The organism is Pseudomonas sp. St316, from assembly GCF_018325905.1.
Classification (GTDB): Bacteria; Pseudomonadota; Gammaproteobacteria; order Pseudomonadales; family Pseudomonadaceae; genus Aquipseudomonas.
This window is the reverse complement of sequence record NZ_AP021901.1, coordinates 4806649-4833531: the sequence shown is the minus strand read 5'-3', so window position 1 is coordinate 4833531 and position 26883 is coordinate 4806649. Positions and strand designations below refer to the sequence as shown.

The 26883-nt window shown below is 61.0% G+C and carries 29 protein-coding genes; 16 read left to right on the top strand and 13 right to left on the bottom strand.

Annotated features, from left to right (window positions below):
- Positions 1-69: 69 nt before the first annotated feature.
- Complete coding sequence (locus tag KI237_RS21500) at positions 70-1107, bottom strand: patatin-like phospholipase family protein (RefSeq protein ID WP_212796962.1); 1038 nt, start codon at positions 1105-1107, stop codon at positions 70-72.
- A gap of 208 nt (positions 1108-1315) precedes the next feature.
- On the opposite strand from KI237_RS21500, the gene KI237_RS21495 reads away from it, so the two are divergent.
- From KI237_RS21495 to KI237_RS21485, 3 genes are all read left to right on the top strand, one after another.
- Entirely contained in the window at positions 1316-1606 is a 291-nt protein-coding gene (locus tag KI237_RS21495; protein WP_134923365.1) for a hypothetical protein, read from the top strand.
- Between the two features lie 91 nt (positions 1607-1697).
- A complete protein-coding gene (locus KI237_RS21490) occupies positions 1698-2459 on the top strand; it encodes a CHAD domain-containing protein (RefSeq protein ID WP_212796961.1) in 762 nt (253 codons plus the stop codon).
- Between the two features lie 229 nt (positions 2460-2688).
- Positions 2689-3486 (top strand): acyl-CoA thioesterase, encoded by a 798-nt coding sequence (locus tag KI237_RS21485; RefSeq protein ID WP_212796960.1) that lies wholly within the window; start codon positions 2689-2691, stop codon positions 3484-3486.
- Between the two features lie 11 nt (positions 3487-3497).
- On the opposite strand, the gene KI237_RS21480 is transcribed toward KI237_RS21485, so the two are convergent.
- From KI237_RS21480 to KI237_RS21470, 3 genes are all read right to left on the bottom strand, one after another.
- Positions 3498-3872 carry a DUF962 domain-containing protein gene (locus tag KI237_RS21480; protein ID WP_212796959.1) on the bottom strand — a complete coding sequence of 125 codons (375 nt, stop codon included), beginning with the start codon at positions 3870-3872 and terminating at the stop codon, positions 3498-3500.
- Between the two features lie 193 nt (positions 3873-4065).
- A complete protein-coding gene (locus KI237_RS21475) occupies positions 4066-5547 on the bottom strand; it encodes a methyl-accepting chemotaxis protein (RefSeq protein WP_212796958.1) in 1482 nt (493 codons plus the stop codon).
- A gap of 158 nt (positions 5548-5705) precedes the next feature.
- The gene (locus tag KI237_RS21470) at positions 5706-6512 is read right to left on the bottom strand and encodes a TatD family hydrolase (RefSeq protein ID WP_212796957.1); all 807 of its coding nucleotides are present in this window, start codon (positions 6510-6512) and stop codon (positions 5706-5708) included.
- A 236-nt stretch (positions 6513-6748) separates the two neighbouring features.
- Between KI237_RS21470 and KI237_RS21465 the strand changes: the two genes are divergently transcribed.
- The 3 genes from KI237_RS21465 (at position 6749) to KI237_RS21455 (ending at position 10133) form a co-directional block, all read left to right on the top strand.
- Positions 6749-8170 carry an MltF family protein gene (locus KI237_RS21465; RefSeq protein ID WP_212796956.1) on the top strand — a complete coding sequence of 474 codons (1422 nt, stop codon included), beginning with the start codon at positions 6749-6751 and terminating at the stop codon, positions 8168-8170.
- Positions 8171-8270: 100 nt separating this feature from the next.
- Positions 8271-8705, top strand: coding sequence for a DoxX family protein (locus KI237_RS21460; RefSeq protein ID WP_212796955.1), 435 nt, complete (start codon positions 8271-8273; stop codon positions 8703-8705).
- Between the two features lie 1119 nt (positions 8706-9824).
- Positions 9825-10133: a class I SAM-dependent methyltransferase gene (locus KI237_RS21455; RefSeq protein ID WP_212796954.1), complete on the top strand. Its 309-nt coding sequence runs from the start codon at positions 9825-9827 to the stop codon at positions 10131-10133.
- Between the two features lie 8 nt (positions 10134-10141).
- Here KI237_RS21455 and greB read toward each other — a convergent pair whose 3' ends face one another.
- Genes greB through KI237_RS21440 form a run of 3 tightly spaced genes read right to left on the bottom strand, consistent with a single transcriptional unit; the run spans position 10142 to position 13861 of the window.
- Complete coding sequence (gene greB / locus KI237_RS21450) at positions 10142-10639, bottom strand: transcription elongation factor GreB (protein WP_212796953.1); 498 nt, start codon at positions 10637-10639, stop codon at positions 10142-10144.
- A gap of 34 nt (positions 10640-10673) precedes the next feature.
- A complete protein-coding gene (locus tag KI237_RS21445; RefSeq protein WP_212796952.1) occupies positions 10674-13178 on the bottom strand; it encodes an ABC transporter permease in 2505 nt (834 codons plus the stop codon).
- On the bottom strand, positions 13178-13861 hold the full coding sequence (locus tag KI237_RS21440) for an ABC transporter ATP-binding protein (RefSeq protein WP_063322323.1): 684 nt from the start codon (positions 13859-13861) through the stop codon (positions 13178-13180). The genes KI237_RS21445 and KI237_RS21440 overlap by 1 nt, the downstream gene beginning before the upstream one ends.
- A gap of 10 nt (positions 13862-13871) precedes the next feature.
- On the opposite strand from KI237_RS21440, the gene KI237_RS21435 reads away from it, so the two are divergent.
- From KI237_RS21435 to KI237_RS21425, 3 genes are all read left to right on the top strand, one after another.
- The gene (locus KI237_RS21435) at positions 13872-14477 is read left to right on the top strand and encodes an arylesterase (protein WP_212796951.1); all 606 of its coding nucleotides are present in this window, start codon (positions 13872-13874) and stop codon (positions 14475-14477) included.
- A gap of 56 nt (positions 14478-14533) precedes the next feature.
- Positions 14534-14827 carry a hypothetical protein gene (locus tag KI237_RS21430; RefSeq protein WP_003199347.1) on the top strand — a complete coding sequence of 98 codons (294 nt, stop codon included), beginning with the start codon at positions 14534-14536 and terminating at the stop codon, positions 14825-14827.
- Positions 14828-15057: 230 nt separating this feature from the next.
- Positions 15058-16029: a L,D-transpeptidase family protein gene (locus KI237_RS21425; RefSeq protein WP_212796950.1), complete on the top strand. Its 972-nt coding sequence runs from the start codon at positions 15058-15060 to the stop codon at positions 16027-16029.
- 143 nt (positions 16030-16172) lie between these two features.
- On the opposite strand, the gene oprI is transcribed toward KI237_RS21425, so the two are convergent.
- A complete protein-coding gene (gene oprI, locus KI237_RS21420; protein ID WP_003183784.1) occupies positions 16173-16424 on the bottom strand; it encodes an outer membrane lipoprotei OprI in 252 nt (83 codons plus the stop codon).
- Between the two features lie 635 nt (positions 16425-17059).
- On the opposite strand from oprI, the gene KI237_RS21415 reads away from it, so the two are divergent.
- A complete protein-coding gene (locus KI237_RS21415) occupies positions 17060-17341 on the top strand; it encodes a GNAT family N-acetyltransferase (protein ID WP_053120470.1) in 282 nt (93 codons plus the stop codon).
- 86 nt (positions 17342-17427) lie between these two features.
- Here the strand turns inward: KI237_RS21415 and KI237_RS21410 are convergent, their stop codons facing one another.
- Positions 17428-18504 carry a 3-deoxy-7-phosphoheptulonate synthase gene (locus tag KI237_RS21410; RefSeq protein ID WP_003183777.1) on the bottom strand — a complete coding sequence of 359 codons (1077 nt, stop codon included), beginning with the start codon at positions 18502-18504 and terminating at the stop codon, positions 17428-17430.
- Positions 18505-18771: 267 nt separating this feature from the next.
- Between KI237_RS21410 and KI237_RS21405 the strand changes: the two genes are divergently transcribed.
- From KI237_RS21405 to cysB, 4 genes are all read left to right on the top strand, one after another.
- The gene (locus tag KI237_RS21405) at positions 18772-19725 is read left to right on the top strand and encodes a putative 2-dehydropantoate 2-reductase (RefSeq protein ID WP_212796949.1); all 954 of its coding nucleotides are present in this window, start codon (positions 18772-18774) and stop codon (positions 19723-19725) included.
- Positions 19726-19746: 21 nt separating this feature from the next.
- Positions 19747-20652: a 5'-nucleotidase gene (locus tag KI237_RS21400; protein ID WP_212796948.1), complete on the top strand. Its 906-nt coding sequence runs from the start codon at positions 19747-19749 to the stop codon at positions 20650-20652.
- Between the two features lie 96 nt (positions 20653-20748).
- Positions 20749-21249, top strand: coding sequence for a universal stress protein (locus tag KI237_RS21395; protein WP_212796947.1), 501 nt, complete (start codon positions 20749-20751; stop codon positions 21247-21249).
- Between the two features lie 110 nt (positions 21250-21359).
- Entirely contained in the window at positions 21360-22334 is a 975-nt protein-coding gene (cysB, locus tag KI237_RS21390; protein WP_003199376.1) for an HTH-type transcriptional regulator CysB, read from the top strand.
- 53 nt (positions 22335-22387) lie between these two features.
- Here the strand turns inward: cysB and KI237_RS21385 are convergent, their stop codons facing one another.
- On the bottom strand, positions 22388-22870 hold the full coding sequence (locus tag KI237_RS21385) for a GreA/GreB family elongation factor (RefSeq protein WP_212796946.1): 483 nt from the start codon (positions 22868-22870) through the stop codon (positions 22388-22390).
- A gap of 2 nt (positions 22871-22872) precedes the next feature.
- Positions 22873-23259, bottom strand: coding sequence for a hypothetical protein (locus KI237_RS21380; protein ID WP_212796945.1), 387 nt, complete (start codon positions 23257-23259; stop codon positions 22873-22875).
- Positions 23260-23380: 121 nt separating this feature from the next.
- Between KI237_RS21380 and earP the strand changes: the two genes are divergently transcribed.
- On the top strand, positions 23381-24514 hold the full coding sequence (earP, locus tag KI237_RS21375; RefSeq protein WP_212796944.1) for an elongation factor P maturation arginine rhamnosyltransferase EarP: 1134 nt from the start codon (positions 23381-23383) through the stop codon (positions 24512-24514).
- Positions 24515-24562: 48 nt separating this feature from the next.
- Positions 24563-25132 carry an elongation factor P gene (locus KI237_RS21370; protein WP_003199385.1) on the top strand — a complete coding sequence of 190 codons (570 nt, stop codon included), beginning with the start codon at positions 24563-24565 and terminating at the stop codon, positions 25130-25132.
- Positions 25133-25339: 207 nt separating this feature from the next.
- On the opposite strand, the gene KI237_RS21365 is transcribed toward KI237_RS21370, so the two are convergent.
- Together KI237_RS21365 and KI237_RS21360 are read right to left on the bottom strand one after the other, a co-directional pair.
- Positions 25340-26353, bottom strand: a complete 1014-nt coding sequence (locus tag KI237_RS21365) for an alpha/beta hydrolase (protein WP_212796943.1) — start codon at positions 26351-26353, stop codon at positions 25340-25342.
- 35 nt (positions 26354-26388) lie between these two features.
- A complete protein-coding gene (locus KI237_RS21360; RefSeq protein WP_212796942.1) occupies positions 26389-26808 on the bottom strand; it encodes an organic hydroperoxide resistance protein in 420 nt (139 codons plus the stop codon).
- Positions 26809-26883: the final 75 nt, after the last annotated feature.

Sequence of the window (26883 nt, the reverse complement as noted above, 5' to 3'; positions counted from 1 at the left end):
GGGTTCACCGCAGACCAATGTGGGAGCGAGCTTGCTCGCGAAGAGGCCCGAACAGCCGCTCGAGATCTCTCAGCTCTGGTCACTCTCATACCGATCCAACGTATCGCTGGCAATCTCCCGCCCCAACGCGATCAGCTCCGGCGCCTTGTAGAACTCGAAGAACCGGCACACCCGTTTCGGCACGTTGATCAGCACATCCGGCGGGTAACCGGCGATCTTGTACTGGGCCAACGAGGTCTGCATCACTTCGAAGCTCTGGTTGATCAGATCCAGCAACGACGCCGGGCCGACGTTGTCGATGATGAACGAACCGGTGGCGGATTTCGGTGCGCCTTCGTTCTCAGGCGCGGCAGCCGGTTGTTGGCCTTCAGGCTCGGCCGAGTCGATCCACGGGTTGATGTCAGCGGCCTCGGCCTTCAAGGCTTCCTGCTCCAGCAGCAACAGTTGCTCGGCCTGCTTGCGGCGAAACGGCAGGCGCGACCCCAGGGAGTTGACCAGGGTGTCGAAGCGCCGCCGGAACGCGGCGGGGCGCGGGATCACCGGTAATCGATACTGTTTCTGATTGGTGGCGTTGAGGTTGACCGCGATGATCAGGTCGCAGTGGCTCGACACCACCGGCACGATCGGCAACGGGTTGAGCAGGCCGCCATCCACCAACATGCGGTTGCCTTGCATCACCGGCGTGAACAGGCTGGGAATCGCTGCCGAGGCGCGCATTGCCTGATGCAGGCAACCTTCCTGGAACCAGATTTCCTGCTGGTTGGTCAGGTCGGTAGCCACGGCGGTATAGGGAATGCGCAAATCTTCAATATTGAGTTCGCCGACAATCTTGCGGATCTGTCCGAAAACTTTCTCGCCGCGAATCGCCCCGAGGCGAAAGCTGACGTCCACCAACCGCAAGACATCCAGATAGTCCAGGCTTTCGATCCAGTTGCGGTAATCCTCGAGCTTGCCCGCAGCGTAGATCCCGCCCACGACTGCGCCCATGGAGCAACCGGCGATGCAGGCGATGTCGTAGCCACGCCGTTCGATCTCTTCGATCACCCCGATATGGGCGTAGCCCCGGGCGCCGCCCGAGCCCAATACCAATGCGACACGTTTTGTCATGACCTGGCCTCTTGTCGAACAGGCTCCAACAATGCACTTATCGACAGCTTGGCTCAATCGTTGTGGCACAGGCGTCGTTTTTTGACACGCTGGCGTGGCATTTGCGTATTCTCATCCACACTGAATTTACACGGTCGGGCCTTGGCACTTTTTGCCGGCGCAACCGTCTTACCAGCACGACTGTTTTCCCTGACTTGAGGTGTAATCGATGAAAGCCCGGATCTGCCTGCCCCTGGTGGCATCCCTGATGGTTCTGGCCCTGGCCGGTTGCGCAGGCAAAACCGCTTACCGTGACAGCTGCGGCAGCCAACTCGACAGCGCCTGGCATGAACTGGACCTGGCCAAGGCCGAAGGTTTTGCCGGCACCGTCAGCTATTCCAAGGCCCTGTCCCTGCTGACGGGCGCCAAGACCCAGCAGCAATTCGAAGCGTTCGAAGGCTGTACCAAGAAAGCCGAGAAGGCGCGTTTCTACATCCGCGAGTCCCGCGCGGGACGATAAGATAAAAGCAGCTGCAAGCTTCAAGCGGCAAGAGAGAGACGCACCCCCCACTTGAAGCTTAAAGCTCGAAGCTGCGTACGGAGTGCGTTCCATGATCGATCGGCTGGTGGCCCGGATACTGGGCCTGGAAGTCCGCCTATTGGCCTGTCAGGCCCGTTTGAATGCCCATACCGACAGCGAGGCGCTGCATGACCTGCGGACCACGGTTCGCCGTTTGCGCAGCCTGCTTCGTCCATTGCGTGGGTTGCCCGGCGTCGAACAGCTGGAAACGGCGGCTTCTGCGGTCGGCACCCTGACCACGCCCTTGCGCGACCGGGAAGTGTTGGCCGCCTACCTGGAGCAGCATGGTCAGGCCGAGGCGGCTCGGCGACGCCAGGTGCAAATGGCCGAGGCTTATCCCGCCGTGGCCGCGAGTGTTGAACTGGCGCAGTTGCTGATGATCCTCGATGCCTTCCCGCGCTTCGTTCGTGCGTCCCAGCGCGAGGGGTTGCTGAAGGGCTTGCGCAAACGCATCGAAAAGCGCCTGGACAAACAGTGGAAGAAACTCGGCGAAGCCCTGCGTGATCCGGCCCATGACCGCCATCGATTACGCCTGCTGATCAAGCGCGTGCGTTATGCCATCGAAGCCTACCCTGAACTTGACCGCCTGCCTGAGGCGGCCATGCCCCGGCTCAAATCCGCCCAGGCCGCGCTGGGCGACTGGCACGATTGCTGGCAATGGCTGGCCAGGGCCAAGGAAGAAACCGATCTGCAATCGTGTGTGGCCACTTGGCATGCCACTATGGAAAAAGCCGAGGCCAAGTCCGACAAGGTGCTCGACAAGCTGATTGTCAGTTGCTTCGAAAAATCCTGAGCCCAGCCCATACCCCCTGTGGGAGCTAGCTTGCTCGCGATAGCGGTATATCAGTCAGTTCATGTGCCAACTGACCCGCCGCCATCGCGAGCAAGCTCGCTCCCACAGTAGGTGGGGGAATTCAAAGACTGCGGCTTATCTGTCAGTCTCTTTGGCTGGAATGAGCCCTGTGCCGCCAGCCTGGGCTGGTTAATATCCCTTCATCCTTTTCCCTGTTTTCGAGGTCGTCATGCGCTTTTCCGATTTGATCGATGCCGTGCGCCGGCAGCCAGGTGCTGTGAGCATCCCGCCTGAATGGGGCCAGGGTCGGGCCAGTTTTGGCGGATTGGTGGCCGCGCTGCAATATGAGGCGATGCGTGCCCAAGTGCCGGCGGATCGTCCGGTGCGCTCGCTGGCGATCACCTTTGTCGGCCCGGTCGAACCCGAGGTGCCTGTCAGTTTCGAAGTCGACGTGTTGCGTGAAGGCAAGGCAGTGAGCCAGGTGTTGGGGCGCGCAGTGCAGAACGGCCAAGTAGTGACCGTGGTGCAAGGCAGTTTCGGCGCATCGCGCTCATCCGTGGTGGCGGTGCAGGCCGACCCCGCGCCAGAATTCAAAAGCGTGGAGCAATGCCAGGAGTTGCCTTACGTCAAGGGCGCTACGCCGGAATTCATGCGGCACCTGGCGCTGCGCTGGAGTGTGGGCGGCTTGCCGTTCAGCGGCAATAAATCCCGGAGCATGGGCGGCTGGGTGCGCTTGCGCGGCGATGTGCAGGAGGAGCCGCTGAACGAAAGCCATATCCTGGCCTTGGTGGACGCCTGGCCGCCGGCCTTGTTGCCTCACCTTTCGCAAATGGCCCCGGGCAGCACGCTCACGTGGACCATCGAGTTCGTCCAGCCGCTGCTGGAGCTCACGACGCTGGACTGGTGCAAGTACCTGGCCGAGATCGAACACGCCCAGGACGGCTACGGCCATGTCGCCGCGAAGTTCTGGAGCGCCGAGGGCCGCTTGATCGCCCTGAGTCGGCAGACGGTCACGATCTTTGGGTAAGGCTGCTCCGGTCAAGGCTTGCGGTTGTGACGGTGGCGCTCCCGCCAGGCTCGCCACCAGCCACCGCTGAGAAAGAACCGTGGAAACGTCAGGAACTGTTCCACCAGCAGGCGTGACACGGCATCCTTGCGATCGCTGAACGGCTCGGAGGCCTGGGCCTCCAGGCTGTGTCCGTGACGCTGCAAGCCGAGTGCCGCGAGCAGGCCGATGATGCCGATGGCGACATCGCCCAGGCTCAAGCTGAACACCCCCGACACAATCAGCAGCAAAGCGATGATGAACAGCGGCACGGCAATCAGGTGCAACACCAGGTTGGTGGGGTGCCGATGATTGTCTGGGTAGGCGCGCCATTGCCAGGCCGCAAGATTGGGGTGACGTTTGCCCATGATGCTGTTCCTTGAGTTCTGAATAACCCAAGAATAGGCCTGGCCGAACAGGGCGGCGAATCGCGGTTGGCTATCGAAGCGATAGGCGGCCATACAGTTTTGCTGTTATGGCGAGGGACTTATCTGTGGGAGCAAGCCTTGCTCCCACAGAGAGAAACCCCTCACCACAGCAGGACTAGGGCAAGCCAACGCTCTAAAGCTTCAACTGCCCAATCGCCTTGCTCAACTCGCCCGCCAATGTCGCCAGTTCATGGCTGGTGGTGGCTGAATCGACGGTTTGGCGCACGGTATTCTCGGTTACGTCGCGAATACTCACCACCGCCCGGTTCATTTCCTCGGCGACATGGCTTTGCTGCTCGGCCGCGACCGCGATCTGGGTGTTGCTCTCGCGCATTTGCGCTACCGCTGCGGTGATTTGTGCCAACGCATCGCCGGCCTCGCGGGCCTGTTGCACGCAATCGTCAGCCTTGAGCGAACTCTCCTGCATAAAGTCCACCGCGTCCCGGGTCCCGGCTTGCAGCGCCGCAATCATGGTGGTGATTTCATCCGTGGAGGTCTGCACCCGCTTGGCCAGGTTGCGCACCTCGTCGGCCACCACGGCAAAACCGCGGCCCATGTCCCCGGCCCGCGCGGCTTCGATGGCCGCGTTCAGGGCCAGCAGATTGGTTTGTTCGGCGATGCTGTGGATCACACTGACCACGCTGTTGATCTTCTGGCTGTCTTCGGCCAGGCGCTGGATCATTTCGGCGGTCTGCTGCACACCCGAAGACAACCCGGTGATCGACTGTTGCACCCGGCCGACCACTTCGTGGCCATTGCCCGCCAGGGTGTCAGCGGTTTTCGACAGGTCGCGGGTGGCGCCGGCATGCTGGGCGATGTGATAAACCGTGGCGGACATTTCGTTGATCGCCGTGGCCGCCTGATCGGTTTCGCTTTGCTGGCCGAGCATGCCGTGGCGAACATCGTTCATGCTCGACGCCAGGCGCGCTGCGCCACTGTCCAATTGTCGGGCGGTGCTGGCAACGGTGTCGACCACCCGTTGATAACCGGCCTGCATGGCGTTGAACGCCGCCGCCATCTGGCCCACTTCATCCTTGCAGGCCAGGGGCACGCGGGCGGACAGGTCACCGGTTTTTTCCACGTGCAGCATCACGTCTTTGAGCGTATTGAGCTGGCTGAGCAAAAAACGGATCAACAGCTGCGACGCGCCCAGCATCGCCAACATCAACACGAACACTGCCACGGCGTATTGGCTGAAGTGTTCACCGAACACTTGGCCCAGGCTCACACCTTGGGCCAGCACGGCGAGTTGTTGGCCGTCACCTCGATGGATCACTTGGGCGCCCAGCAGCGGGTCATCGCCAAACAGCAGCGCGGTGTCGAGTTCGACCCAGCCATTGGCTTGGGCCAGCGAAGGCAACGGTTGTTTGTTGAGAACGGGGACCTGGTCGCGCTGGAATGCCAGGAGATAGTCGACCTTGGGCAAGGGCGCTCCGGCAGGCCAGGCATCCAGCAGGTGTGCCTGGGCCTGGGCATTCGCCTGGGCCGCGTGGTTGCGCGCCTGCTGTTCGAGGTGCACCGCGTAGAGCACCAGCAGCAAGGTCGTGACAAAGGCGACCGCATTGACCGCCCAGAATTTGTATTTCAGCGAGATATTGCTAAGCCAGGCACCCATGGAAGGTCTTCTCTGATAGCGGAAACAGCATTGGCAAGGTGCCATTATTTTGCCGCTACTCAGGTGACGGGATTTTGATGTGGGTCAACAGACAACACGAAGCCTGGGTTTTGTTGTGGGCCCACAGACAACCAGATCCCTTGTGGGACCTGTAGAGGTCAGGAGAGAGTCGGCAACCCGAAGAACGCCCGGGCGCAGGCGGTGCTGTGGGCAGCCAGGTCTTCCTGGGTTTCGCCCCGGTGCAAGGCCACTTCGCGCAGGACTTCGCTCAGGTAGGCCGGTTCGTTGCGGCCATTCTTGGGTTTGGGCCGCAGCGTGCGGGGCAGCAGGTACGGTGCGTCACTTTCGAGCATCAGCCGACCGCGGGGTATCTCGCGCACCAACGGGTGCAGGTGCGTACCCCTGCGTTCGTCACAGATCCAGCCAGTGATGCCAATGTGCAGGTCCAGGTCGAGGTAGCTGAACAGCGCCTTTTTTTCACCGGTAAAGCAGTGCACCACGGCCGCCGGCAATTGATCGCGAAAATCCCGGAGGATGTCCAGCAAGCGCTGATCGGCATCGCGTTCATGCAGGAACACCGGCAATTGCAATTGGACCGCCAAGGCGAGGTGTTCTTCCAGGACCTTTTCCTGTTGTGGTCGGGGAGAGAAGTCCCGGTTGAAGTCCAGCCCGCATTCGCCCACCGCGCGCACGCGGCTGTGCATCAACAGATCCTTGAGGTGCCGGGCGCTGTCGGCGGTCCAGTCGCTGGCGCTGTGAGGGTGAATGCCAGCGGTGGAAAACAGTCTCTCGCCCGTGTCGTCGAGGCGTTGGCACAGCTCCAGAGCCTGTTCGCTGCCCTCGATACTGGTGCCGGTCAAGACCAGTTGGCAGACCCCGGATGCATAGGCGCGTTCGAGCACCGCTTGATGTTTGTCGGCGAAACTGGGGTTGGTCAGGTTGACGCCGATATCGATGAGTTGCATGGTGCTACCTCGGCCCAAAGGCCGGAAAGCATATCAGAGCTGTGGATTTATAAGAAAAGCCAAGAACTACAACAAGTTGAGGCTGTCTGTTAAGGCCGCGAGACACATTGGGTTGGTATAAAAGCCATCACTGTGCCAGTCTTCCGCACTTTTTCAGCGCCCCAGGCGCTCTGTTTCTGTCGACCCAGCCTCGATTTCCAAGGGAGGCGGTCCGCAGTATCCCTTCCGGAGAGTGGATGACACGTCCCCAGGTATTGCTACTGTTGTGTTGTTCGCTGTTGTTGCCAATGCCGGCCGAAGCGCGGCTGCCTGGGCCAGTGCAGGCGGTGGCGCCGGGCACGGTGCGCGACCTGGCGCAAATCCGCAGTAGCCGTGTGTTGAAGGTTTTGGTCAACCAGAGCCGCAACAGCTCCGGTGAAGTCCAGGGCCAACCCATTGGCGTCGAATACCATCGGCTGCGAGCCTTCGAGCAATACCTCAACGGCCACGCCCGGGATGGCCAGGACATCACCCTCAAGATCATCCCCATGGCCAAGGACCAGTTGCTCGGCGCTTTGCAGCGCGGGGAGGGCGATCTCGTGGCGCCGGGTGAGTTGCTCGAGCCGCAGGCCGGCCATGCAGTCAGCACCAGCGATCCGATCCGTACCAACGTGCCGTTACTGCTGGTGGGTATCAAGGGCGAGAAGCGCTACACCCGTGTGGAGCAACTTTCCGGCAAGACCCTGGCCCTGCCCAACGGCAGCGCGGCGGGGGACGCGGTGAGCCAGATCAACCAGAAGCTGGCGCTGCTCAAGCTGCCGCCGGTGAAGGTCGAATGGGTTGATCCCACCTTGGCTGTGGAGGATGTCCTGGAAATGGTCCAAGGTGGGATTTTCCATTTGACCATCGTCGAGCAGCCCATCGCCGAGCGCTGGAGCAAGATCCTGCCCAAGTTGCGCTTCGACCGTCAGGTGCTGATCGGCGAGCCGGGTGACGAGTATTGGTTCGTTCGTCGTGACGCCGCCATGCTGCGGGCGAGCATCGACCGATTCCTGGCGACCTACAAGGTGCCCGCCAACGAGGACGCGGCATTCCTGCGCATTTACCGTCGTTTGTACCAGGTCCACTATCCGTTGGCCCGGGCTGATCGCCAACGCCTGGAGAAACTGCGCCCGGTACTGCAAAAGCATGCCGATGCCCAAGGCATGGACTGGCTCAACCTGGCGGCCCTGGCCTTCAAGGAGTCAGCCCTGCAACCCAATGCCCGCAATGGCGGTGGCCCCACCGGCCTGATGCAGATCACCCCGTCGGCGGCCCAGCGAGTCGGGGTCGATAACATCCAGAACCTGGATGCCAATGTGCAGGCCGGCGCCAAGTACCTGGCCCTCATCCGTCGCAAGTTCTTTGCCAGCCCCAAGCTCAACGAGCGTGAGCGCATGGCCTTCGTCCTGGCTGCCTACAACATGGGGCCCGAGCGGGTCCAAGGCATGCGAGCCGAGGCTCGGCGGCGGGGACTGAACCCCAACCAGTGGTTTTTCCAAGTCGAGCGTATTGCCATGGAGCAGGTAGGAATGGGCGCCGTCAGCTACGTTAATAGTGTCAATAAGTACTATTTGGCGTTTGATCGGGAGCGAGAGTCGCTGGAACCTGGAGATCAAAAGGTTGTCCAGCGAAAATAATCGATAAATTCGATTTATATCTCGCATTTTTTGCGCTTTAGGTACAAGTTTTTTTGATTAATATAGCGACCAACAACCACACACCTAGGGATGAACCCGCATGAGCTCGTTGATCAATAAAGTCTTGTCTACCCGCGCAGGCTACGGCCTGACTGTCCTGCGCATCGCCGTTGGTGTCATATTCGCTGCCCACGGCTCGCAGAAACTCTTCGGCTTGTTCGGTGGCTATGGCCTGGCAGGCACGGCGCAGTGGATGGAAAGCATCGGCCTGACCCCGGGCTACGTGATGGCGACACTGGCGGGCGGTACGGAGTTTTTCGCCGGCCTGGCGCTGATCATCGGCCTGCTGGCGCGTCCTGCGGCACTGGGCCTGGCCTTCCTGTCGCTGGTGGCGATTTTCTCCGTGCACATCGGTAACGGCTTGTTCATGGCCAACAACGGTTATGAGTTTGCCCTGGCGTTGCTGGCGGGCAGTCTTGCCGTGCTGGTCGAGGGTGCGGGCAAGCTGTCGGTCGATCGCGCCATCGCGGGTTGATTGCTCGATTTGAATTCGAGGCTCGTCTTGTACGTAATGCTGGTCACTTAGGAAAACGGCGCTTCTTCCAGAAATGGGAAGCGCCGTTTTTTTGGGGTCTTTTTTTGGAAAAATCTACTCGCCTTTTTCCGGATGGATCGTGTGTGTATCCGTTGCTGCGGTAACGGCGGCTTAGGGTTCCGCCCTTACGGCGGGTCACTTTTGAAAAGCCCGGAAGCCGGCCCAGTCAAAAGTAACCAAAGCGCTTCTGCCCCACCACTCGGTGCCTCGCTTAGGCTCGGCATGCCCTCACTCCGGCATTGCTCCGTGGGCCCACTCCACAATGCCTGCGTTCGGCCAGCGTGGTTAACGGGGCGCCGAGACCAACGTCCACCGCGAGGCGGCCTGATAGCCGACCTGGCTCTTGATGGGGACCGCATTTCTCCTGTGGGAGCGAGCTTGCTCGCGAAGAGGCCGGAGCATTCAACCTATTCATCGACTGTGCCATCGCCATCGCGAGCAAGCTCGCTCCCACACTGGTCGGTGACGATCTACAGATTTGCGGCCACTGCAAATCCCTGTGGGAGCAAAGCTTGCTCGCGATAGCGGTGGATCAGCTTGCATCAGCGCTGGATGTGCCGCCGTTTTCGCGAGCAGGCTCGCTCCCACAATGGGATCGGAGTACGAACGGGAGAGCCAGGTCGGCTGTCAGGCCGCCTCGCGGTGGACGTTGATCTGGGGCACACCGAGCCTAAGCGAGGTGCCGAGTGGTGGGGCAGAGCGCTTTTGGTTACTTTTGGCGCTCTTCCAAAAGTGACCCGCTGTAAGAGCGGAACCGCCAGCAGCCGTTACCGCAGCAACGGATATACACACCAACCCACGCCTCTCGGAACAGATAATCAGAAAACAGCATTACCGTCTTGTACGGGTCTTTTTATGGGGCGTGATTCTTGACACTGGTCGGTCAGCTTCTCTAGGATGCCGCTCATGCGCCGATTTAAACAGCTACTTGCGGGGCGCCAGGTGACTCATCCAGTTGCCGATAGAAGCCGAAGACAGGGCTTCGAAATACCGCTAAAGCGCTGGTTCGGTGTTGCCTCTCACCTGCCATGCAGACTTTTGAGGCAGAGACACGACACGATGAACGCACCCAGCCCCCTAGTACGTCTTGCGCCGATCACGGCGAACCTTGTGCAACGCAACCCGAAAATTCTCCTGGGCGGCACCCACCAGCCAACGCTCCTGCGCTATCTCGACGGCTGGCCGCGTCGTAACCATGGGCCCGCTGCTTTCCTGATCCAGTTTGTCGAAGACGGCGAGTCACTGGCGCGGTTCGCCAATGACAGTTTCGACCTGGCCGTCATCCAGTCCCCCTGTGCGGCGGACGCTCCTGAAATGATCCGGCAGTTGACCCGTGTCGCCCGGCAGGGATTGATCACGCGCCGCTGAGGCGAGGATTACGGATACGCGATGTCCACGATGTAGACCCGTTTCTCGCCGGTAGGCGTCTGTACGCTGACCTCGGCGTCCAGGGCCTTGCCGATCAGGGCCCGTGCCAACGGTGAGTCGATACTGATCAGGTTCTGCTTCAGGTCCAACTCGTCCGGGCCGACGATGCGATAGCGTGATTGCTTGCCATCCTCATCTTCCACCGTCACCCAGGCGCCGAAGTACACCTTGTTCGGATCGCTGGGTTTTTCACTGACCACTTTGAGCGCCTCGAGGCGCTTGGTGAGGAAGCGCACGCGACTGTCGATTTCCCGCAGCATTTTCTTGCCGTAGGTGTATTCGGCGTTTTCCGAACGATCACCCTGTGCCGCCGCCTCGCTGACCGCCTGGGTCACCTGGGGACGGCGCACATGCCACAGCTCATGGAATTCAGCGCGCATCCGCGCTTCACCCTCGGGGGTGATCAGCGCGGTGCCGGCGGTGCGGGGTGGGCGATAACGGCTCATGGCAACTTCTTGTGATAGCGAAGTCGGGAGTCTATCAACCCTCGCGCAATACTGTCAGCGGGCTGGCATTGAGCGCTCGACGGGTGCCAAACACCCCGGCCGCGCCGATCAACAAGGCCCCCAGCAGCGGCAATGCCAACAGCCATGGATGCGGATGCCAGGGCAGGTCGAAGGCGTACCGGTAAAGCACCAGGCTCACCAGCTCCGAACCCAGGGCCGCGAGCAGGCCGCTGACGGCGCCCAGCAGGCCGAACTCGATACGCCGGGCCTTGACCAACAGGGGCCGTTCGGCGCCCAGTGCGCGCAATAGCGCGCCTTGGCGAATGCGCTCGTCGAGGGTCGCCTGCAGGCCGGAAAACAACACCGCCATCCCCGCTGCCAGCACAAACAGCAACACATATTCCACCGCCAGGGTCACCTGGGCCAGGATGCTGCGCAGTTGCTCGAGCAGGGCCTCGACTTGCAGGATCGTCACTGCCGGAAAGGCCCGGGACAGGTCGACGATCTGTTGGTCGTGGCCCGACGCCAGGTAGAAACTGGTGAGATAGGTCGCTGGCAGATCCTTCAATGTGCCGGGCTGGAAGATCATGAAGAAGTTGGGCTGGAAATTGTCCCAGTTGATCTCCCGCAGGCTGGTGACCTTCGCTTCACGGTTGACGCCGCCCACGCTGAACACCAGGCGGTCGCCCAGCTTGATCTTGAGGTTCTCGGCCACTTTGCCTTCCACCGAAACCCCCGGGATCTCGTCCGGTGGCTGCTGCGGCCACCAGGTCCCTGCGGTGACGATGTTGCCCGCCGGCAGGTCCGCGGCCCAGGTCAGGCTCAGGTCGCGTTGCAGCGCCCGGTCACCCGCCGAGTCCTTGGTGACGAACTCCGTGGCCGGTTCGCCATTGATGCTGATCAGGCGCCCGGGGACCACGGGGTAGAGCGGGGCCGATTGCGCCGACAATGCCAGCAGCTTGTCGGTGAACGCCTGTTTGTCGTTGGGCAGGATGTTCAGGGCGAAATAGTTCGGGGCATTTTTTGGCAACTGGTTTTGCCAGGTGTCCAGCAATTCGCCGCGTAACAACGCGATCAATGCCATGGACAGCAGGATCAGGCCGAACGCCAAGGCCTGGCCGGCTGCCGCCAAGGGATGACGCAGCAATTGGCCCAGACCTAGCCGCCAGGGCAGGGAAGCGCGGGCCAGCAGGCGACGCAGGCTCTGGAGCAGCAGCAACAACAAGCCGCCAAGCACCAGTGCGGCCACGACGCCACCGCCCAGCAGGGCGAAGGTGAGGACCAGGTCCAGGCTCAGGCGCCACATGATCAGGCCCAGGGCACCCAATGCGGCACCGTAGATCACCCAGGAGCTTGAGGGGATCGGCAGCATGTCCCGACGCAGCACGCGCAACGGTGGTACCCGGCCCAGCGCAGCCAGTGGCGGCAGGGCGAACCCCGCCAGCGCCACCAACCCTGTACCGATCCCGGCGACTGCCGGCAACAACCCGCCCGGAGGCACTGCGGTGGGCAGCAGATCATGCAGCAGGGCGAACAGGCCCAGTTGGGCGATCCAGCCGAGCAGGGCGCCACTGATGCTGGCGAGCAGGCCCAGCACCGCCAATTGCAGGCTGAACAGCACCATGGTTTCCCGGCGTGACAGGCCCAGGCAGCGCAGCAGCGCGCTGGCATCGAAACGTCGGGTGGCAAAGCGGTTGGCCGAGAGCGCGACGGCGACACCGGACAGCAACACCGCCACCAGGCTGGCCATGTTCAGGTAGCGTTCGGCCTTGCCCAGGGCACCACCGATCTGCCGGTTGCCATCGCGGGCATCCTGCAGGCGCTGGTTGGCTTCAAGGCCAGGCTTGACCAGGTCGCGGTAGGTTTGCAGCGCCGATGCCGGGCCGCGCCACAGGTCGCGATAGCTGACACGGCTGCCCGGTTGAACGACGCCGGTGGCTTCCAGGTCCTTGAGGTTGATCAGCACCCGTGGAGTGAGGCTGTAGAAATTGCCGGCGCGATCCGGCTCATAAGTCAGCACGCGGCTCAGGCGCAAGGTCTGGTTGCCAACGTCGATGCTGTCGCCGATCTTCAGGTCCAGTGCCGTCAGCAGCCGTGCTTCGACCCAGGCCTCGCCAGGGTTCGGGCGTCCACCGATTTCTTCCGGGGCGAACGGGGTTGGGGTGCTTTTCAGCTCGCCGCGCAGGGGGTAGCTGTCATCGGCCGCCTTGACGCTGGACAGCTGGATGCCATTGTCGGTGGCCACGACACTGGAGAACTCCACGACCCGGGCGTGTTCCAGGCCCAGTTCGGTGCCGCTGCGGATCTGCTCCGAACGAGCGGGAGAGCTGCCTTCAAGCAGCAGGTCGGCACCGAGGAACTCGGTGGCGCGCATCATCATCGCGCCGTTGAGGCGGGCACCGAAGTAACCGATGGCGGTACTTGCCGCCACCGCCACGAGCAGGGCGAAGAACAACACCCGCAACTCACCGGCGCGGGCATCGCGAAGCAATTGACGGACAGCGAGACTGAACAGGCGCAACAGCGGCAAGCGTGCCATCAAGGCTCCAGAGGGGCGACCATCTCGCCGGCTTCAAGTCGGATCAGGCGCCGGCAGCGATGGGCCAGGCGTTCATCATGGGTCACCAGCACCAGGGTCGTGCCGCGTTCCTTGTTCAATTCGAACAGCAGGTCGCTGATGCGCTCGCCGGTGTGGCTGTCGAGGTTGCCGGTGGGTTCGTCGGCAAACAGCACATCGGGTTCGGCGGCAAAGGCGCGGGCAATCGCCACGCGTTGCTGCTCGCCGCCGGAGAGCTGGCGCGGCGAGTGCGTCAGGCGCTGGCCCAGGCCGACGCGCTGCAACAGTTGCGTGGCGCGTTCGCGGGCGTCCTTGCGTCCGTCCAGTTCCAGCGGCAGCATGACGTTTTCCAGAGCATTGAGGCTGTCGAGCAACTGGAACGACTGGAAGACGAAACCGACATGCTCGGCGCGGATCCGCGCACGTTGGTCTTCATCCAGGGTGCTGAGGGCTCGGCCGGCGAGCGTCACCTCGCCGCTGCTGGGCAGGTCGAGGCCGGCCAGCAGGCCCAGGAGGGTGGATTTGCCGGAACCGGACGCGCCGACGATGGCCAGGCTATCGCCTTTGTTCAGTTCCAGGCTGAGTTCGTGCAGGATGGTCAGTTCACCTTCCGCGCTGGAGACCACTTTGCTAAGGTCCGTCGCGGTGAGAATGCTTGAGCCCATGGAGAATCCGATGCGTGTGTGGTTTTTGAGTGCCGGCCTGGCCTTGATGTGCATGGCCCAGAACGCAGCGGCGGGTACAGTCCTGATCGTTGGCGATAGTATCAGCGCGGCTTTCGGCCTGGATACCCGGCAAGGGTGGGTGTCGTTGCTCGAACAACGGCTCAAGGCCGAGGGTTTTGACGATAAAGTGGTCAATGCTTCCATCAGTGGCGACACCAGCGCCGGAGGCCAGGCGCGGCTGCCGGCGCTGCTTGCAGCCCATAAGCCGGACCTGGTGATCCTGGAACTGGGTGGCAACGATGGCCTGCGCGGACAGCCGCCAACACAATTGCAACAAAACCTTGCAGCGATGATCGACAGCGCTCGCGGCAGCGGTGCCCAGGTGCTTTTACTGGGCATGCAACTGCCACCCAATTACGGACGGCGCTACACCGATGCCTTTGCCCGGGTCTACAGCACCCTGGCCGAGGAGAAAAAAGTCCCGCTGGTGCCGTTTTTCCTCAAGGACGTCGGTGGTATCCCGACCATGATGCAAGACGATGGATTACACCCGTCCGTCGCGGCCCAGGGCAAGTTGCTGGAAAATGTCTGGCCGACACTGAAACCGCTGCTTTGACGCTTTTCTACCGGCGGGCTTTCGGCTAATGTGGCGCCCCCGATTTGGAGCCCCCGATGCCGCGTCCCGCCTGGTCCTTGTTTGCCTACCAACTGATCGAGCCTGACGAGCAGTTGGATCTGTTCGCCTGCCAGGAAGTGCGGGTGCACCTGGTGACCCGGCAGTTGGAGCTGGGTGGCTCGGCCGACCGGACCCTCTGCGGCAGCCTGCTACCGGCCCAGCCGCGCTGGTCGAGCGTCGATCGCAAGATTTTCCAGGATCATCGTCTGTGCTCGTTATGCCGGGCGATCCTGGAGTCGCAAAAGCGCGGTACTTCGCCGATCTGGCCGGAGCTGCGGTTCGAGTTGTAGTCAGGGCAACCGGGGTGGGAGCGAGCTTGCTCGCGATAGGGCCGGCACCTTCAAAACAAGGCAAGCAGGCCCACCGCTATCGCGAGCAAGCTCGTTCCCACAGGGTTTCATCTAAGCCTCCAGACATGTTGCGCATCGGACGCCGCTGTACCGCTCTCCCCGAAATAACGGGTGGCAGTGTACAATCGCTGTTTTCATACCCCTTGTTCGATCTGCGAAGGATTTCCCGGATGTTGCCGCGCTTGCCTGCCGTCGCCCGCTGCCTGTCTCTTGCCGCCCTGTGTATGGCGGGGCCCGTTGCCGCCCTGGAACTGCCTCTGCCACCGCCGGGTGAAGACATCGTTGGCCAGGTGCAGGTTATCAAGGCCAAATACGAAGACACCTTCGCCGACCTGGGCACCACCTATGACCTGGGCTACAGCGAGATGGTCGCCGCCAACCCGGGGGTCGACCCCTGGTTGCCGGGCACCGGCACCGAGATCGTGCTGCCGACTCGCTTCATCCTGCCGCCGGGCCCGCGCGAAGGCATCGTGATCAACCTGGCCGAGTACCGTCTTTACTATTTCCCCAAGGGGCGGAACGTGGTCTACACCTTCCCACTGGGGATTGGGCGCGAGGGTTGGGGATCGCCGATCGCCCACACCAGCATCATCGCCAAGACGCCGAACCCGACCTGGACTCCGCCGGCATCGATCAAGGCCGAACACGCCGCTGACGGCGACCCGCTGCCGAATGTCGTGCCCGCCGGCCCTGATAACCCGCTGGGCCCCTTCAAGTTCACCCTGGGCACCCCGGGCTACCTGATCCATGGTTCGAACAAGAAGTTCGGCATCGGCATGCGGACCAGTCACGGCTGCTTCCGGATGTTCAACAATAACGTGCTGGAAATGGCCGGCATGGTGCCGGTGGGTACATCGGTGCGGATCATCAACGACCCCTACAAGCTGGGCTTGAGCGGTGGCAAGGTGTACTTGGAAGCTCACACACCGTTGGACGACAAGGGCAACCCGTCGGTGGTGGACAAGCACACCTCAGTGATCAACGCGATGCTCAAGCGTGAAGACATCACCAGCAACTTGCGCATGAACTGGGACGTGGTGCGGGACGTGGTGGCGGCCGAAGATGGCATGCCGGTGGAAATCGCTGTTCCGAATACCTCGGCACCGATGGTCACGAGCGCGCCGATCGACTTGCAGCAGTAAAAGACTCGACAACAACCCGCCGACGTTTCGCGATGTCGGCGGGTTTTTTATTGCTTGGGAAAACATCGGGCAACAGCGCTCGAATCCCCAAAAAAAAAGCCGACCCAAAAATGGGTCGGCTCGATAACAATCCCGAAGGACTATTACTTGCGGCTAGCTTTTTCCAGCATGCGCAGAGCACGCTCGTTAGCTTCGTCAGCAGTCTGTTGTGCTTTTTGAGCAGCAGCCAGAGCTTCATCAGCTTTACGGTAAGCTTCGTCTGCACGAGCCTGGGAGCGAGCTGCTGCGTCTTCGGTAGCAGTCAGACGTGCTTCGGTTTCTTTCGATGCGCTGCTGCAACCGGTAGCCAGAACTGCGGCCAGGGCCAGAGCAGAGAATTTCAGAACGTTGTTCATCGTGTTCCCCTTCAAGGACATTCTATTAGTGACTGTCTCCCCAGACTGAGGAGTTAGCCGGCGTACATACTACCCATTACTTGTAGTAAGTAAACTGACGTAGCGCAAGAAGCAAAAAAATTGTAGGCGGTGATTCTTTTTCGAGCAACTTTTCTAAGGGGTGTTTAAAAAATATACAGCCCGAAGCCCTTGGCTGGAGCACGTCAACGAAAAAAAGTTCCGTAGCGGCGCAGAACTCCAGCAGCCCTCGCTAACGTCGTTGTTTATTGATTCATCTACACTTTTGTACATTTTTTGTGCAAAGCCCCAGGCATCTTTATTGGTATTGGCGGTGACTTTAACTGCGCACGCTCGTCTCAAGACTCAACAACTGGCGATGTTCAGCTATTGCACCGTGATCGACTACAGCGCGACGATGGCGCTCAATCGATAAACCCGACGAGGTTTACCCCTTCGATGACAGGCGTGCCTTGAGCATTTGCGTCATTGGTGCCTACTATTCACGACGTGCTCGGGTTTGAGCGGATCGGTTTTGGCGCTCGGTGACCAGGAAGGCACGGGGTGGCGTAGATGTTCCTTCGCCGGAAAAACATCGGTAAGGTAGGGGTCGGCATTCAGACCCGCGAGGAGTAGTGATGAGCGAGGCGGTTACCATCCACCATGACCAGGCTGGTCATCAGTTCGAGACCAATGTGGACGGTCATCGTGCCTATCTGACCTATATGGACCTGGGCAAGCAGACCCTGGATATCTATCGCACCTTCGTGCCCAACGCCTTGCGCGGTCGGGGCATCGCGGCGGCGTTGACCGAAAGGGCGCTGCAGTACGCCGAAGAAATGGGCTACACGGTGATCCCATCCTGCTCCTACGTGGAGCGTTACATGGAGCGTCACCAGCGGCACGCGGCGAAACTCTGAGAAAACGGATTCCCCAATAAAAAACGCCGGACTGAAAAGCCCGGCGTTTTTTTATGCGTTGCTTTTTATGCGTTGAAGCGGGCCGATCAGCTGCGTTGACGCTTTGGCAGCACGTCCTTGAGTTTGGCGTGCATGCTGCGCAGGGTGTTCTCGGTCGCGCTCCAGTCGATGCAGGCATCGGTGATGGAGACGCCGTATTGCAAGTCGGCGAGGTCTTTCGGGATGGCCTGGCAGCCCCAGTTCAAGTGGCTTTCGACCATCAGGCCGATAATCGACTGGTTGCCTTCCAGGATCTGGTTGGCCACGTTCTCCATCACCAGCGGTTGCAGTGCCGGGTCCTTGTTGGAGTTGGCGTGGCTGCAGTCGACCATGATGTTCGGCTTGATCTTGGCTTTGTTCAGCGCCTGCTCGCACAGCGCGACGCTGACCGAATCATAGTTCGGCTTGCCGTTGCCACCGCGCAGTACCACGTGACCGTAGGCGTTGCCCTTGGTGGTGACGATCGACACGCCACCTTCCTGGTTGATGCCTAGGAAGCGGTGTGGGCTGGAAACCGACTGCAAGGCGTTGATCGCCACGGTGAGGCCACCGTCGGTGCCGTTCTTGAAGCCCACCGCCGACGACAGGCCGGAGGCCATTTCGCGGTGGGTCTGGGATTCTGTGGTGCGCGCGCCGATGGCCGACCAGCTGATCAGGTCCTGCAAGTATTGCGGCGAGATCGGGTCCAGGGCTTCGGTCGCCGTGGGCAGGCCCATTTCCGCCAGGTCCAGCAGCAATTGACGACCGATATGCAGGCCGTCCTGAATCTTGAAGGAGTCATCCAGGTACGGGTCGTTGATCAGGCCTTTCCAGCCGACAGTGGTCCGAGGCTTCTCGAAATACACCCGCATGACCAGGTACAAGGTGTCGGAGACTTCCGCAGCCAGCACCTTCAGGCGCTCGGCGTATTCGTGGGCGGCCTTGATGTCATGGATCGAGCAGGGCCCGATGACCACGAACAGGCGATGATCGGTGCCGTCCAGGATGTTGCGGATGACTTCCCGGCCCTTGGTCACGGTGCGCAGGGCAGCGTCGCTCAGGGGGATATCGCGCTTGAGCTGGTCAGGCGTGATGAGGGTCTCGTTGGAGGCGACGTTAAGGTCGTTGATCGGTAAATCAGCCATCGTGTTACTCGTCAGGTCACGGGTGCCGGCCGCCAGCGATCCCCGCGCGGCGGTGCACAGCGGATTTTAAGCGCGTCGGGGAGCCGAACCTTATCGCGTTACGAGGTGGCTCGACAATGGGCTGGCACGGGTTTAATGCCCTATAGGCTGGGGAAAAGGCCTTGGAGATGGCCCTGCAACAGATTCGTGAGCAGATGTAATGATGATTGCATGCCATGCCGCTCGCGCTGATAGTGTGCAGGGACTTTTACTTGGAGAGTTGCGAAGATGCAGGCAGGCGTGAAACCGCGGATCGGAATGATCGGCACCGGGGCGATCGGTGGGTTCTACGGCGTGATGCTGGCGCGTGCCGGTTTTGACGTGCACTTTTTGCTGCGCAGCGAATTTGCTGCCGTGGCCGAAGCCGGCTTGCGGATCGACAGCGCGGTTCACGGTACGCTGGCCCTCAACCCCGTCCAGGCGTATCGCTCGGCAGCCGACATGCCGCCCTGCGACTGGCTGCTGGTCGGCGCCAAGACCACCAGCAATGCCGAGCTGGCCCCGGCCATTACCCAGGCTGCCGCCGACGGTGCAAAAGTCCTGTTGCTGCAGAACGGCCTGGATGTCGAAGACGACCTTCGACCGTTGTTGCCCGATTCGTTGCACCTGTTGGGTGGCCTGTGCCTGATCTGCGTGCATCGCGTCGGCCCGGGTGTTGTCACCCACCAGGCCCTTGGCACGGTCAACGTCGGTTATCACAGTGGGCCTTGCGCCGATCAGGCACAACGCATGGTGATCGTCGAAGAGGCGGCGACGTTGTTCCGCAGCGCCGGCATCGACGCCCAGGCCATGCCGGGCCTGCAACAGGCCCGCTGGCAGAAGCTGGTGTGGAATGTGCCGTACAACGGTCTTTCGGTCCTGTTGGGCGCCAGTACCACGCCGTTGATGGCCAACGATCATAGCCGCGAATTGATCCAGGCACTGATGGGGGAAGTGGTCCGCGGTGCGCAAGCCTGCGGGCATCATATCGCCCCGGGTTATGCCGAGTATCTGTTCACGATGACCGAGAAGATGCCCGACTACTGGCCGAGCATGTACCACGATTATTCCCACAAGCGCGCGCTGGAGCTGAACGCGATCTATGGCCGGCCGTTGGCGGCAGCGAAAGCGGCAGGCTGTGAGCTGCCGAAAATCGAAGCCTTGTACCAGGCGTTGGCGTTCGTGGACCGATATAACCGCTGAGCGGGCGAGAAGGGGAGCGGTATGGCAAACAACATCGACGACAAACTGGTGCTGGCGATTTCGTCGCGGGCGTTGTTCGACCTGCGGGAAAGCCACAAGGTGTACTTGTCCAGTGGTGTCGAAGCCTATCGGCAATACCAGATCGAGCATGAAGACGAAGTCCTGGCACCCGGCGACGCCTTCGCCCTGGTGCAAAAGCTGCTGAACCTCAACGAACGCCTGGGGCGTGCCCGGGTGGAGGTTATCCTGGTTTCGCGCAACAGTGCCGACACCGGCCTTCGAGTGTTCAACTCGATCCATCATTATGGGCTGGCGATCTCGCGCGCGGCTTTCGTGGGCGGTCGCAGTCCGTATCCGTACCTCAAGGCGTTCGGCTGTGATCTCTTCTTGTCCACCCACGCTGAAGACGTGCGCAGTGCCCTGGACGCCGGGTTTGCCGCCGCGACCATCCTGTCGGGTGGTGCCAGTCGCGCGGCCAGCGAAGAACTGCGCATTGCCTTCGACGGCGATGCCGTGCTGTTTTCCGATGAATCGGAGCGCGTCTATCAGGCCGATGGGTTGGAAGCCTTCCAGGCCAGCGAGCGACAGGCCGCCCGCGAGCCACTGCGAGGCGGGCCGTTCAAGGGATTCCTGGCGGCGCTCAATGCTCTGCAGCGCGAGTTTCCCGAGGACGCTTGTCCCATTCGCACGGCGCTGGTGACGGCCCGTTCGGCACCGGCCCACGAGCGGGTCATCCGGACCTTGCGTGAGTGGGATATTCGCCTGGACGAGTCGTTGTTCCTGGGCGGCCTGACCAAATCGGCTTTCCTCGAAGCGTTCGCCGCCGATGTTTTTTTCGATGACCAGACCGGTCATTGCGAACTGGCCCGGGAGGTGGTCGCCACCGGTCACGTGCCCCACGGTATCAGTAACGAAATGAAGCCCTGACTGCCCTTGGTCCGGGACGTCAAGCCGCACGTCGCAGTCTCCAAGGCGCTGCTAAGCTGAATCAATCTCCGCCATTTTGGCACGCGAGGAGGTCACATGATTCGTTCGATGCTGTACGCCACAGACCTGGGCTTGTACGCCCCTTATGTGATGCAGCATGCCTTGGCGTTGGCACGGACGTTTGAAGCCGAGTTGTATGTGGTGCATGCGGTAGAACCGATGGGGTTGTTCGCCGAGTCGGTGTTGCAAAGCTATCTCGACGAGCAGGCGCTGAACGAATTCCACCGCCAAGGTCTGAATACGGTGATGGCCAATATCGAACAGCGGGTGCTCGACAGTTTTCGCGAGGAGTTGGGGGAAGGGCAGCAGGATTTGAAACTGATCAAGTCGGTCAGGGTATACCAGGGCGATCCTTCCCAGGTCATCCTGGAGCAGGCTGCGAAACTCTCCGTCGATTTGCTGATCGTAGGCAGTCATTGCCAAGGGGCAAGCGGTGAGATCCCCTTGGGCAGAACCGCTGCACGGGTATTGCAGTTATCCCGGGTACCGGTCTACCTGGTACCGCTGGTACAGCGCCGACGCCAGGGAGAGGGCTGAGGCTAAATGATGGCTTTTTATAAAAAGTTCTAGATTTATTGTCTAAACCTTTCATATAGTTATATACCGTCGCTGATGCCCGTGGCGTCCAACTGCTTTGAGGGATACATATGAAGCTTCAACAACTGCGCTACATCTGGGAAGTGGCGCACCACGACCTCAACGTTTCCGCTACTGCCCAAAGCCTCTACACATCGCAACCTGGCATCAGCAAGCAGATCCGCCTGTTGGAAGATGAACTGGGCGTCGAAGTCTTCGCCCGCAGTGGCAAACACCTGACCCGCGTGACGCCGGCTGGCGAGCGCATCATCACCACCGCTGGCGAGATCCTGCGCAAGGTCGAAAGCATCAAGCAGATCGCCCAGGAGTTCTCCAACGAGAAAAAAGGCACCTTGTCGATCGCCACCACCCACACCCAGGCCCGCTATGCGTTGCCGCCGGTGATCAGCAACTTCATCAAGCAATACCCCGACGTGGCGTTGCACATGCATCAAGGCTCGCCGATGCAGATCGCCGAGATGGCAGCCGACGGCACGGTGGATTTCGCCATTGCCACCGAGGCCCTGGAATTGTTCGGTGACCTGGTGATGATGCCTTGCTATCGCTGGAACCGCTGCGTGGTCGTGCCCCAGGGCCATCCGTTGACCAAGCTGCCGAAGCTGACCCTCGAAGCCCTGGCCGAATACCCGATCGTGACCTACGTATTCGGTTTCACGGGTCGTTCCAAGCTTGACGAAGCCTTCAGCCATCGTGGCCTGACGCCGAAAGTGGTGTTCACCGCCGCCGACGCCGACGTGATCAAGACCTACGTGCGCCTGGGCCTGGGCGTGGGCATTGTCGCGAAGATGGCCGTCGATACCAAGCTCGACAGCGATCTGGTGGTACTGGATGCCAGCGAGTTGTTCGAATCCAGCGTGACCAAGATCGGCTTCCGTCGTGGCACTTTCCTGCGGGGTTTCATGTGCGATTTCATCGAGAAATTCGCACCGCACCTGACCCGGGAAGTCATGGCCAAGGCCATCCAGTGCCACAACAAGCAAGAACTCGAAGAGTTGTTCGACGGCGTCGAACTACCAGTGCATTAAGGCCTAGTGGCCTGTGTGGCTAATTCGTGCACTCAAATTAACCGTACAGGCCACTAGATCGCCTCGGTGACAGCGAACTGTTGCCGGGCGCCCGCTACCACGATCTCTACTTCATCCCCTTCGAACTTGCCCAAAAGATTGCGGCCCAGCGGTGAGCGAGGAGTGATGACGGTGATCGGCTGGCCCACCAGCGAGACCTTCAAGCCCGCCGCATCCGGCCCCAGGAAGAGCCATTGCTGGCGGCCATCCTCATCTTCCAGCCCGATCAAGGTGCCGACCTGAATACCGCGCTGCTCGTCGTAAGGCCTTAGCGCCAGGTTCTGGCAGAGGGTGAGGGCCTGGCGGATTTCTTCCACGCGCCTGGCTTGTCCGGCGGCGAGGTAGGACGCCTCAAGGCCCAGGGTGTCGTACTTGTTCTCGGCGATGTTTTCTTCGTGGGTCGCTGTTTCGTAGGCGGTCTGCGCGGCGCGTTCGGCGATGTCGAGATCAATCTTGAGCTTGTCGAGAATCAACTGGTGGACGGTCTGTTTGTTCATGGTCATTCGCAGAATTGCAGAACGTTGGCGCGGCTTTTTTCACTGGGTGCATTCTGGTCCTGTTGCAGCCAGAACTGGCACTTGGGGTTGGACAGGTTGCGCGGATTGTTGCGGGCCTGATCGAGCGCTTGGCGCTGCTCGTTCTTCTGCAGGTTCTGCTGGTACTGCTCGAACATCGGTGTAGGTGGCTCCGGGGGTGGTTGCACCGCCGGTGGTTGCGCCAATTGATGGACGGCGGCGGCCACGGGTGCCAGTTGTTCGTTGAACAGGAATCTGGACAGCAGCCAGCCCGTCAACACGATGGCGAGAAACCCCAGCCACAGGCCCAGGGCGATGCTAAAGGTCAATTGCAAAGCGGTGAGGCGCGAGGGTGTCGAGTGATCGGGCATGGCTGCTTCCTGGCAGGGTCATGGGCAGGCGGTGATTGTCGCATGAAGATTAATCGCCGTCGGCTCTTCTGCGTGATCGGTTTATTCGGGACAATCAGGCCTTTGCCACAGGGAGTCGGGAATGACCGTGCGTTGGGATATTTTTTGCACCGTCGTCGATAACTTTGGCGACATTGGTGTCACTTGGCGCCTGGCTCGGCAGTTGGTGGCCGAGCATCGATGTGCGGTGCGGCTATGGGTCGACGACCTGCGTGCCTTCGAACGAATTTGCCCGGAAATCGACATCACCCTGTCCGAGCAATGGCAGCAGGGCGTGCAAGTGCGTCACTGGCCCGGGGAGTGGGCGGCCACCGAAGCCGCCGACGTGGTGATCGCTGCGTTTGCCTGCCAGTTGCCGAGCGCCTACATGGATGCGATGGCCGCGCGCCAGACGACGCCCCTGTGGATGAACCTTGATTATTTGAGCGCCGAGGACTGGGTGATCGGTTGCCACGGCCTGCCGTCGGTCAAATACAAACACGTGCAGAAATATTTCTTTTTCCCGGGCTTCCAGGAAGGAACAGGTGGCCTGCTGCGTGAGGCGGGGCTTCTGGAGCGCCGCCGGCAATTTCAGCAGGATACCGAGGCGCAACGAATGTTCCTGCAAGGGCTGGGCGTCGAGCGGGCGCCGCAGACCTGCCTGATCTCGCTGTTTGCCTACGAGAACGTCGGGTTGGCGAGCTGGTTCGACGCCATGGCAAGCGATACCCAGGCGTTTCATGTGCTGGTTCCCGAGGGGCGGGTGCTGGGGGATGTCGAGCGCTGGCTCGGGATCGATGGCCTGAAGGTGGGGGCGTTGCATCGACGCGGGGCTTTGACGGTACAGGTGCTGCCGTTCGTCCGACAGGACCAGTACGATCAACTGCTCTGGTGTTGCGATTTCAACGCCGTGCGTGGCGAAGACTCCTTCGTGCGTGCCCAATGGTCGGGACGGCCGCTGCTCTGGCACATCTATCAGCAGGAAGAAGACGTCCACCTGGAAAAACTCGAGGCGTTCCTCAGGCTTTACACCCAGGGGCTTTCGCCCGCGGCGCAAAAAGCGATCAGCGGTCTGTGGCGCGCCTGGAATGCCGGCCAGGACATGGCCGAACACTGGAAATCGACCCGTGAACACCAGCAGGAACTGGCCGAACATGCCCAGGCATGGTGTCTGGAACAGGCCTCGCGAGCCGATCTTGCCGCGGCGCTGGTGAAGTTTTATGGAAATTGGATATGATACGCGGCCTAGATTTTTGTCAATCCCATCCAAATTCGGATATTCGTAATGAAAACTGGTAAAGAACTGAAACCCGGGACCGTGATCCGTCTCGAAAACGATCCTTGGCTGGTTCAGAAAGCTGAGTTCACCAAGTCGGGTCGTAACAGCGCGATCATGAAGACCAAGCTGAAGAACCTGCTGACCGGTTACAAGACCGAGATCGTCTACAGCGCCGACGACAAACTGGACGACGTGATCCTCGACCGCAAAGAAGCGACGCTGTCCTTCATCAGCGGCGACACCTACACGTTCATGGACACCACTGACTACACCATGTACGAGCTGAACGCCGAAGACATCGAAAGCGTTCTGCCGTTCATCGAAGAAGGCATGACCGACGTCTGCGAAGCCGTGTTCTTCGAAGAGCGCCTGGTTTCCGTAGAACTGCCGACCACCATCGTGCGTCAGGTTGACTACACCGAAGGCTCCGCTCGCGGTGACACTTCCGGCAAGGTGATGAAGCCTGCCAAACTGAAGAACGGTACCGAGCTGTCGGTAGCTGACTTCATCGAAATCGGCGACATGATCGAGATCGATACCCGCGAAGGCGGTTCCTACAAAGGCCGCGCTAAATAAGCGAAGCCTTGTGTATGAAAAAGCCCGACCATTGAGTCGGGCTTTTTTGTGTCCGCTGTCTCCTGTTTAGACCGGGGACCGCGGGAGCTTGTGTGGGAGCAAAGCTTGCTCGCGATACAGAGACCTCGGTTCCAGAGACACCGCGCTGCTTTCATCGCGGGCAAGCCTTGCTCCCACAGCCCTTGCCACAAAGGCTCCGGAGCCCAGTTATTTCAAGTGCTGTTTGAGCTCTTCGGACGCCTGCAACATCGCCGAACGCACCGCTGGCACCTGGCTCACCACGTTGAGCAAGCCATAGTCGTGGATCATGCCGTTGTAGCGCACGGCGGTGACGGGCACTCCGGCGGCGTCCAGTTTGCGGGCATAGGCTTCACCCTCATCGCGCAACACATCGGCCTCGGCGGTCTGTACCAGCGCGGGAGGCAGGCCCTTGAGTTGTGCGGTGCTGGCGCGTAACGGCGAGGCATAGATCTCGCTGCGTTGCCCGGCATCGGTGGTGTAGTTGTCCCAGAACCACTTCATCATGTTTTTACTGAGGAAGTGTCCTTCGGCGAACTGGTTGTAGGACGCCGTCTCGAAGCTGGCATCGGTTACCGGCCACAACAGGGCCTGGAAACGGATCGCCGGAGTGCCCTTGTCCTTGGCCATCAGCGCCACGACGGCCGCCATGTTGCCGCCGACGCTGTTGCCCACCACGGCCAGGCGTTTGCCATCGACGTTGATTTGCTTGCCGTGTTCGGCCACCCATTTCGTCGCCGCATAAGCCTGGTTGATCGCCACCGGATAGTGCGCCTCGGGTGAGGGCGTGTAGTTGACGAACACCGCGACGGCGCCCGAACCCGCCACCAGATCCCGAACCAGCCGTTCATGGGTCGGGAAGTCTCCCAGGACCCAACCGCCGCCGTGGAAAAACATGAACACGGGCAGCTCACCCTTGATTCCGGCCGGCCGGACGATGGTCAGGCTGATCGGCTGGCCATCGACCTGGATGGTTTTCTCGCTGACGTCAGCCTTGGGCAAGGTCAGTTTCACACCTGCCTGGGCGCCGACCAGGATGGCGCGGGCGTCCTTGGGCGACAGCTGCTCCAATGGCTTGCCGGTGCCGGCATTCAGCGCGTCGAGAAACGCCTGGGTGTTGTGTTCGACGATGCCGTCGGCGAAGGCGCTGCTGACGCTGAGCGCGAGAAGGGTGCCGGTCAGGGCTTTGCTGAGCGTGTTCATGTGCATCTCCTTAGGTTCGGGTCCAGGGTCGGTGGTCAGACGGTGACGTGCAGGCGCACATCAACGTTGCCGCGGGTGGCGTTGGAGTACGGGCAGACTTGGTGAGCCGCGTCCACCAGGCTTTGCGCGTCGGCCTGTTCCAGCCCTGGCAGGCTGATGTGCAGGTCGATGTCGAGGCCGAAACCGCCGGGGATCTGGCCGATGCCGACATGGGCGGTAATCGAGGCGTCGTCCGGGATCTTGCGTTTGCTCTGGCTGGCCACGAATTTCAGTGCGCCGATGAAGCAGGCCGAATAGCCGGCGGCGAACAGTTGCTCAGGGTTGGTCGCCGCACCACCTGCACCGCCGAGTTCCTTGGGTGTGGCGAGTTTGACGTCGAGGATGTTGTCACTGGAGATCGCACGACCATCACGGCCGCCGGTGGAGGTTGCGATTGCGGTGTAGAGAGTTTGCATGATGAGAGCCTCGTTCCTGGGTTGGTTTTGTTGCGCTAAATGTTTGCGCGCTAAGTAGGTGCGAGATGAATGTAT

What these genes read in the sequence shown, in the direction of transcription:
- KI237_RS21460 (WP_212796955.1), top strand. Translation starts at nt 8,271, where the DNA reads ATGAGCTCGTTGATCAATAAAGTCTTGTCTACCCGCGCAGGCTACGGC.
- KI237_RS21455 (WP_212796954.1), top strand. Translation starts at nt 9,825, where the DNA reads ATGAACGCACCCAGCCCCCTAGTACGTCTTGCGCCGATCACGGCGAAC.
- KI237_RS21370 (WP_003199385.1), top strand. Translation starts at nt 24,563, where the DNA reads ATGAAAACTGGTAAAGAACTGAAACCCGGGACCGTGATCCGTCTCGAA.
- KI237_RS21440 (WP_063322323.1), bottom strand. Translation starts at nt 13,861, where the DNA reads ATGGGCTCAAGCATTCTCACCGCGACGGACCTTAGCAAAGTGGTCTCC.
- KI237_RS21485 (WP_212796960.1), top strand. Translation starts at nt 2,689, where the DNA reads ATGCGCTTTTCCGATTTGATCGATGCCGTGCGCCGGCAGCCAGGTGCT.
- KI237_RS21385 (WP_212796946.1), bottom strand. Translation starts at nt 22,870, where the DNA reads ATGAACAAACAGACCGTCCACCAGTTGATTCTCGACAAGCTCAAGATT.
- KI237_RS21490 (WP_212796961.1), top strand. Translation starts at nt 1,698, where the DNA reads ATGATCGATCGGCTGGTGGCCCGGATACTGGGCCTGGAAGTCCGCCTA.
- KI237_RS21470 (WP_212796957.1), bottom strand. Translation starts at nt 6,512, where the DNA reads ATGCAACTCATCGATATCGGCGTCAACCTGACCAACCCCAGTTTCGCC.
- KI237_RS21495 (WP_134923365.1), top strand. Translation starts at nt 1,316, where the DNA reads ATGAAAGCCCGGATCTGCCTGCCCCTGGTGGCATCCCTGATGGTTCTG.
- earP (WP_212796944.1), top strand. Translation starts at nt 23,381, where the DNA reads ATGACCGTGCGTTGGGATATTTTTTGCACCGTCGTCGATAACTTTGGC.
- KI237_RS21475 (WP_212796958.1), bottom strand. Translation starts at nt 5,547, where the DNA reads ATGGGTGCCTGGCTTAGCAATATCTCGCTGAAATACAAATTCTGGGCG.
- KI237_RS21380 (WP_212796945.1), bottom strand. Translation starts at nt 23,259, where the DNA reads ATGCCCGATCACTCGACACCCTCGCGCCTCACCGCTTTGCAATTGACC.
- KI237_RS21500 (WP_212796962.1), bottom strand. Translation starts at nt 1,107, where the DNA reads ATGACAAAACGTGTCGCATTGGTATTGGGCTCGGGCGGCGCCCGGGGC.
- KI237_RS21445 (WP_212796952.1), bottom strand. Translation starts at nt 13,178, where the DNA reads ATGGCACGCTTGCCGCTGTTGCGCCTGTTCAGTCTCGCTGTCCGTCAA.
- KI237_RS21465 (WP_212796956.1), top strand. Translation starts at nt 6,749, where the DNA reads ATGACACGTCCCCAGGTATTGCTACTGTTGTGTTGTTCGCTGTTGTTG.
- KI237_RS21395 (WP_212796947.1), top strand. Translation starts at nt 20,749, where the DNA reads ATGATTCGTTCGATGCTGTACGCCACAGACCTGGGCTTGTACGCCCCT.
- KI237_RS21480 (WP_212796959.1), bottom strand. Translation starts at nt 3,872, where the DNA reads ATGGGCAAACGTCACCCCAATCTTGCGGCCTGGCAATGGCGCGCCTAC.
- cysB (WP_003199376.1), top strand. Translation starts at nt 21,360, where the DNA reads ATGAAGCTTCAACAACTGCGCTACATCTGGGAAGTGGCGCACCACGAC.
- oprI (WP_003183784.1), bottom strand. Translation starts at nt 16,424, where the DNA reads ATGAACAACGTTCTGAAATTCTCTGCTCTGGCCCTGGCCGCAGTTCTG.
- KI237_RS21365 (WP_212796943.1), bottom strand. Translation starts at nt 26,353, where the DNA reads ATGAACACGCTCAGCAAAGCCCTGACCGGCACCCTTCTCGCGCTCAGC.
- greB (WP_212796953.1), bottom strand. Translation starts at nt 10,639, where the DNA reads ATGAGCCGTTATCGCCCACCCCGCACCGCCGGCACCGCGCTGATCACC.
- KI237_RS21400 (WP_212796948.1), top strand. Translation starts at nt 19,747, where the DNA reads ATGGCAAACAACATCGACGACAAACTGGTGCTGGCGATTTCGTCGCGG.
- KI237_RS21360 (WP_212796942.1), bottom strand. Translation starts at nt 26,808, where the DNA reads ATGCAAACTCTCTACACCGCAATCGCAACCTCCACCGGCGGCCGTGAT.
- KI237_RS21405 (WP_212796949.1), top strand. Translation starts at nt 18,772, where the DNA reads ATGCAGGCAGGCGTGAAACCGCGGATCGGAATGATCGGCACCGGGGCG.
- KI237_RS21410 (WP_003183777.1), bottom strand. Translation starts at nt 18,504, where the DNA reads ATGGCTGATTTACCGATCAACGACCTTAACGTCGCCTCCAACGAGACC.
- KI237_RS21415 (WP_053120470.1), top strand. Translation starts at nt 17,060, where the DNA reads ATGAGCGAGGCGGTTACCATCCACCATGACCAGGCTGGTCATCAGTTC.
- KI237_RS21430 (WP_003199347.1), top strand. Translation starts at nt 14,534, where the DNA reads ATGCCGCGTCCCGCCTGGTCCTTGTTTGCCTACCAACTGATCGAGCCT.
- KI237_RS21435 (WP_212796951.1), top strand. Translation starts at nt 13,872, where the DNA reads ATGCGTGTGTGGTTTTTGAGTGCCGGCCTGGCCTTGATGTGCATGGCC.
- KI237_RS21425 (WP_212796950.1), top strand. Translation starts at nt 15,058, where the DNA reads ATGTTGCCGCGCTTGCCTGCCGTCGCCCGCTGCCTGTCTCTTGCCGCC.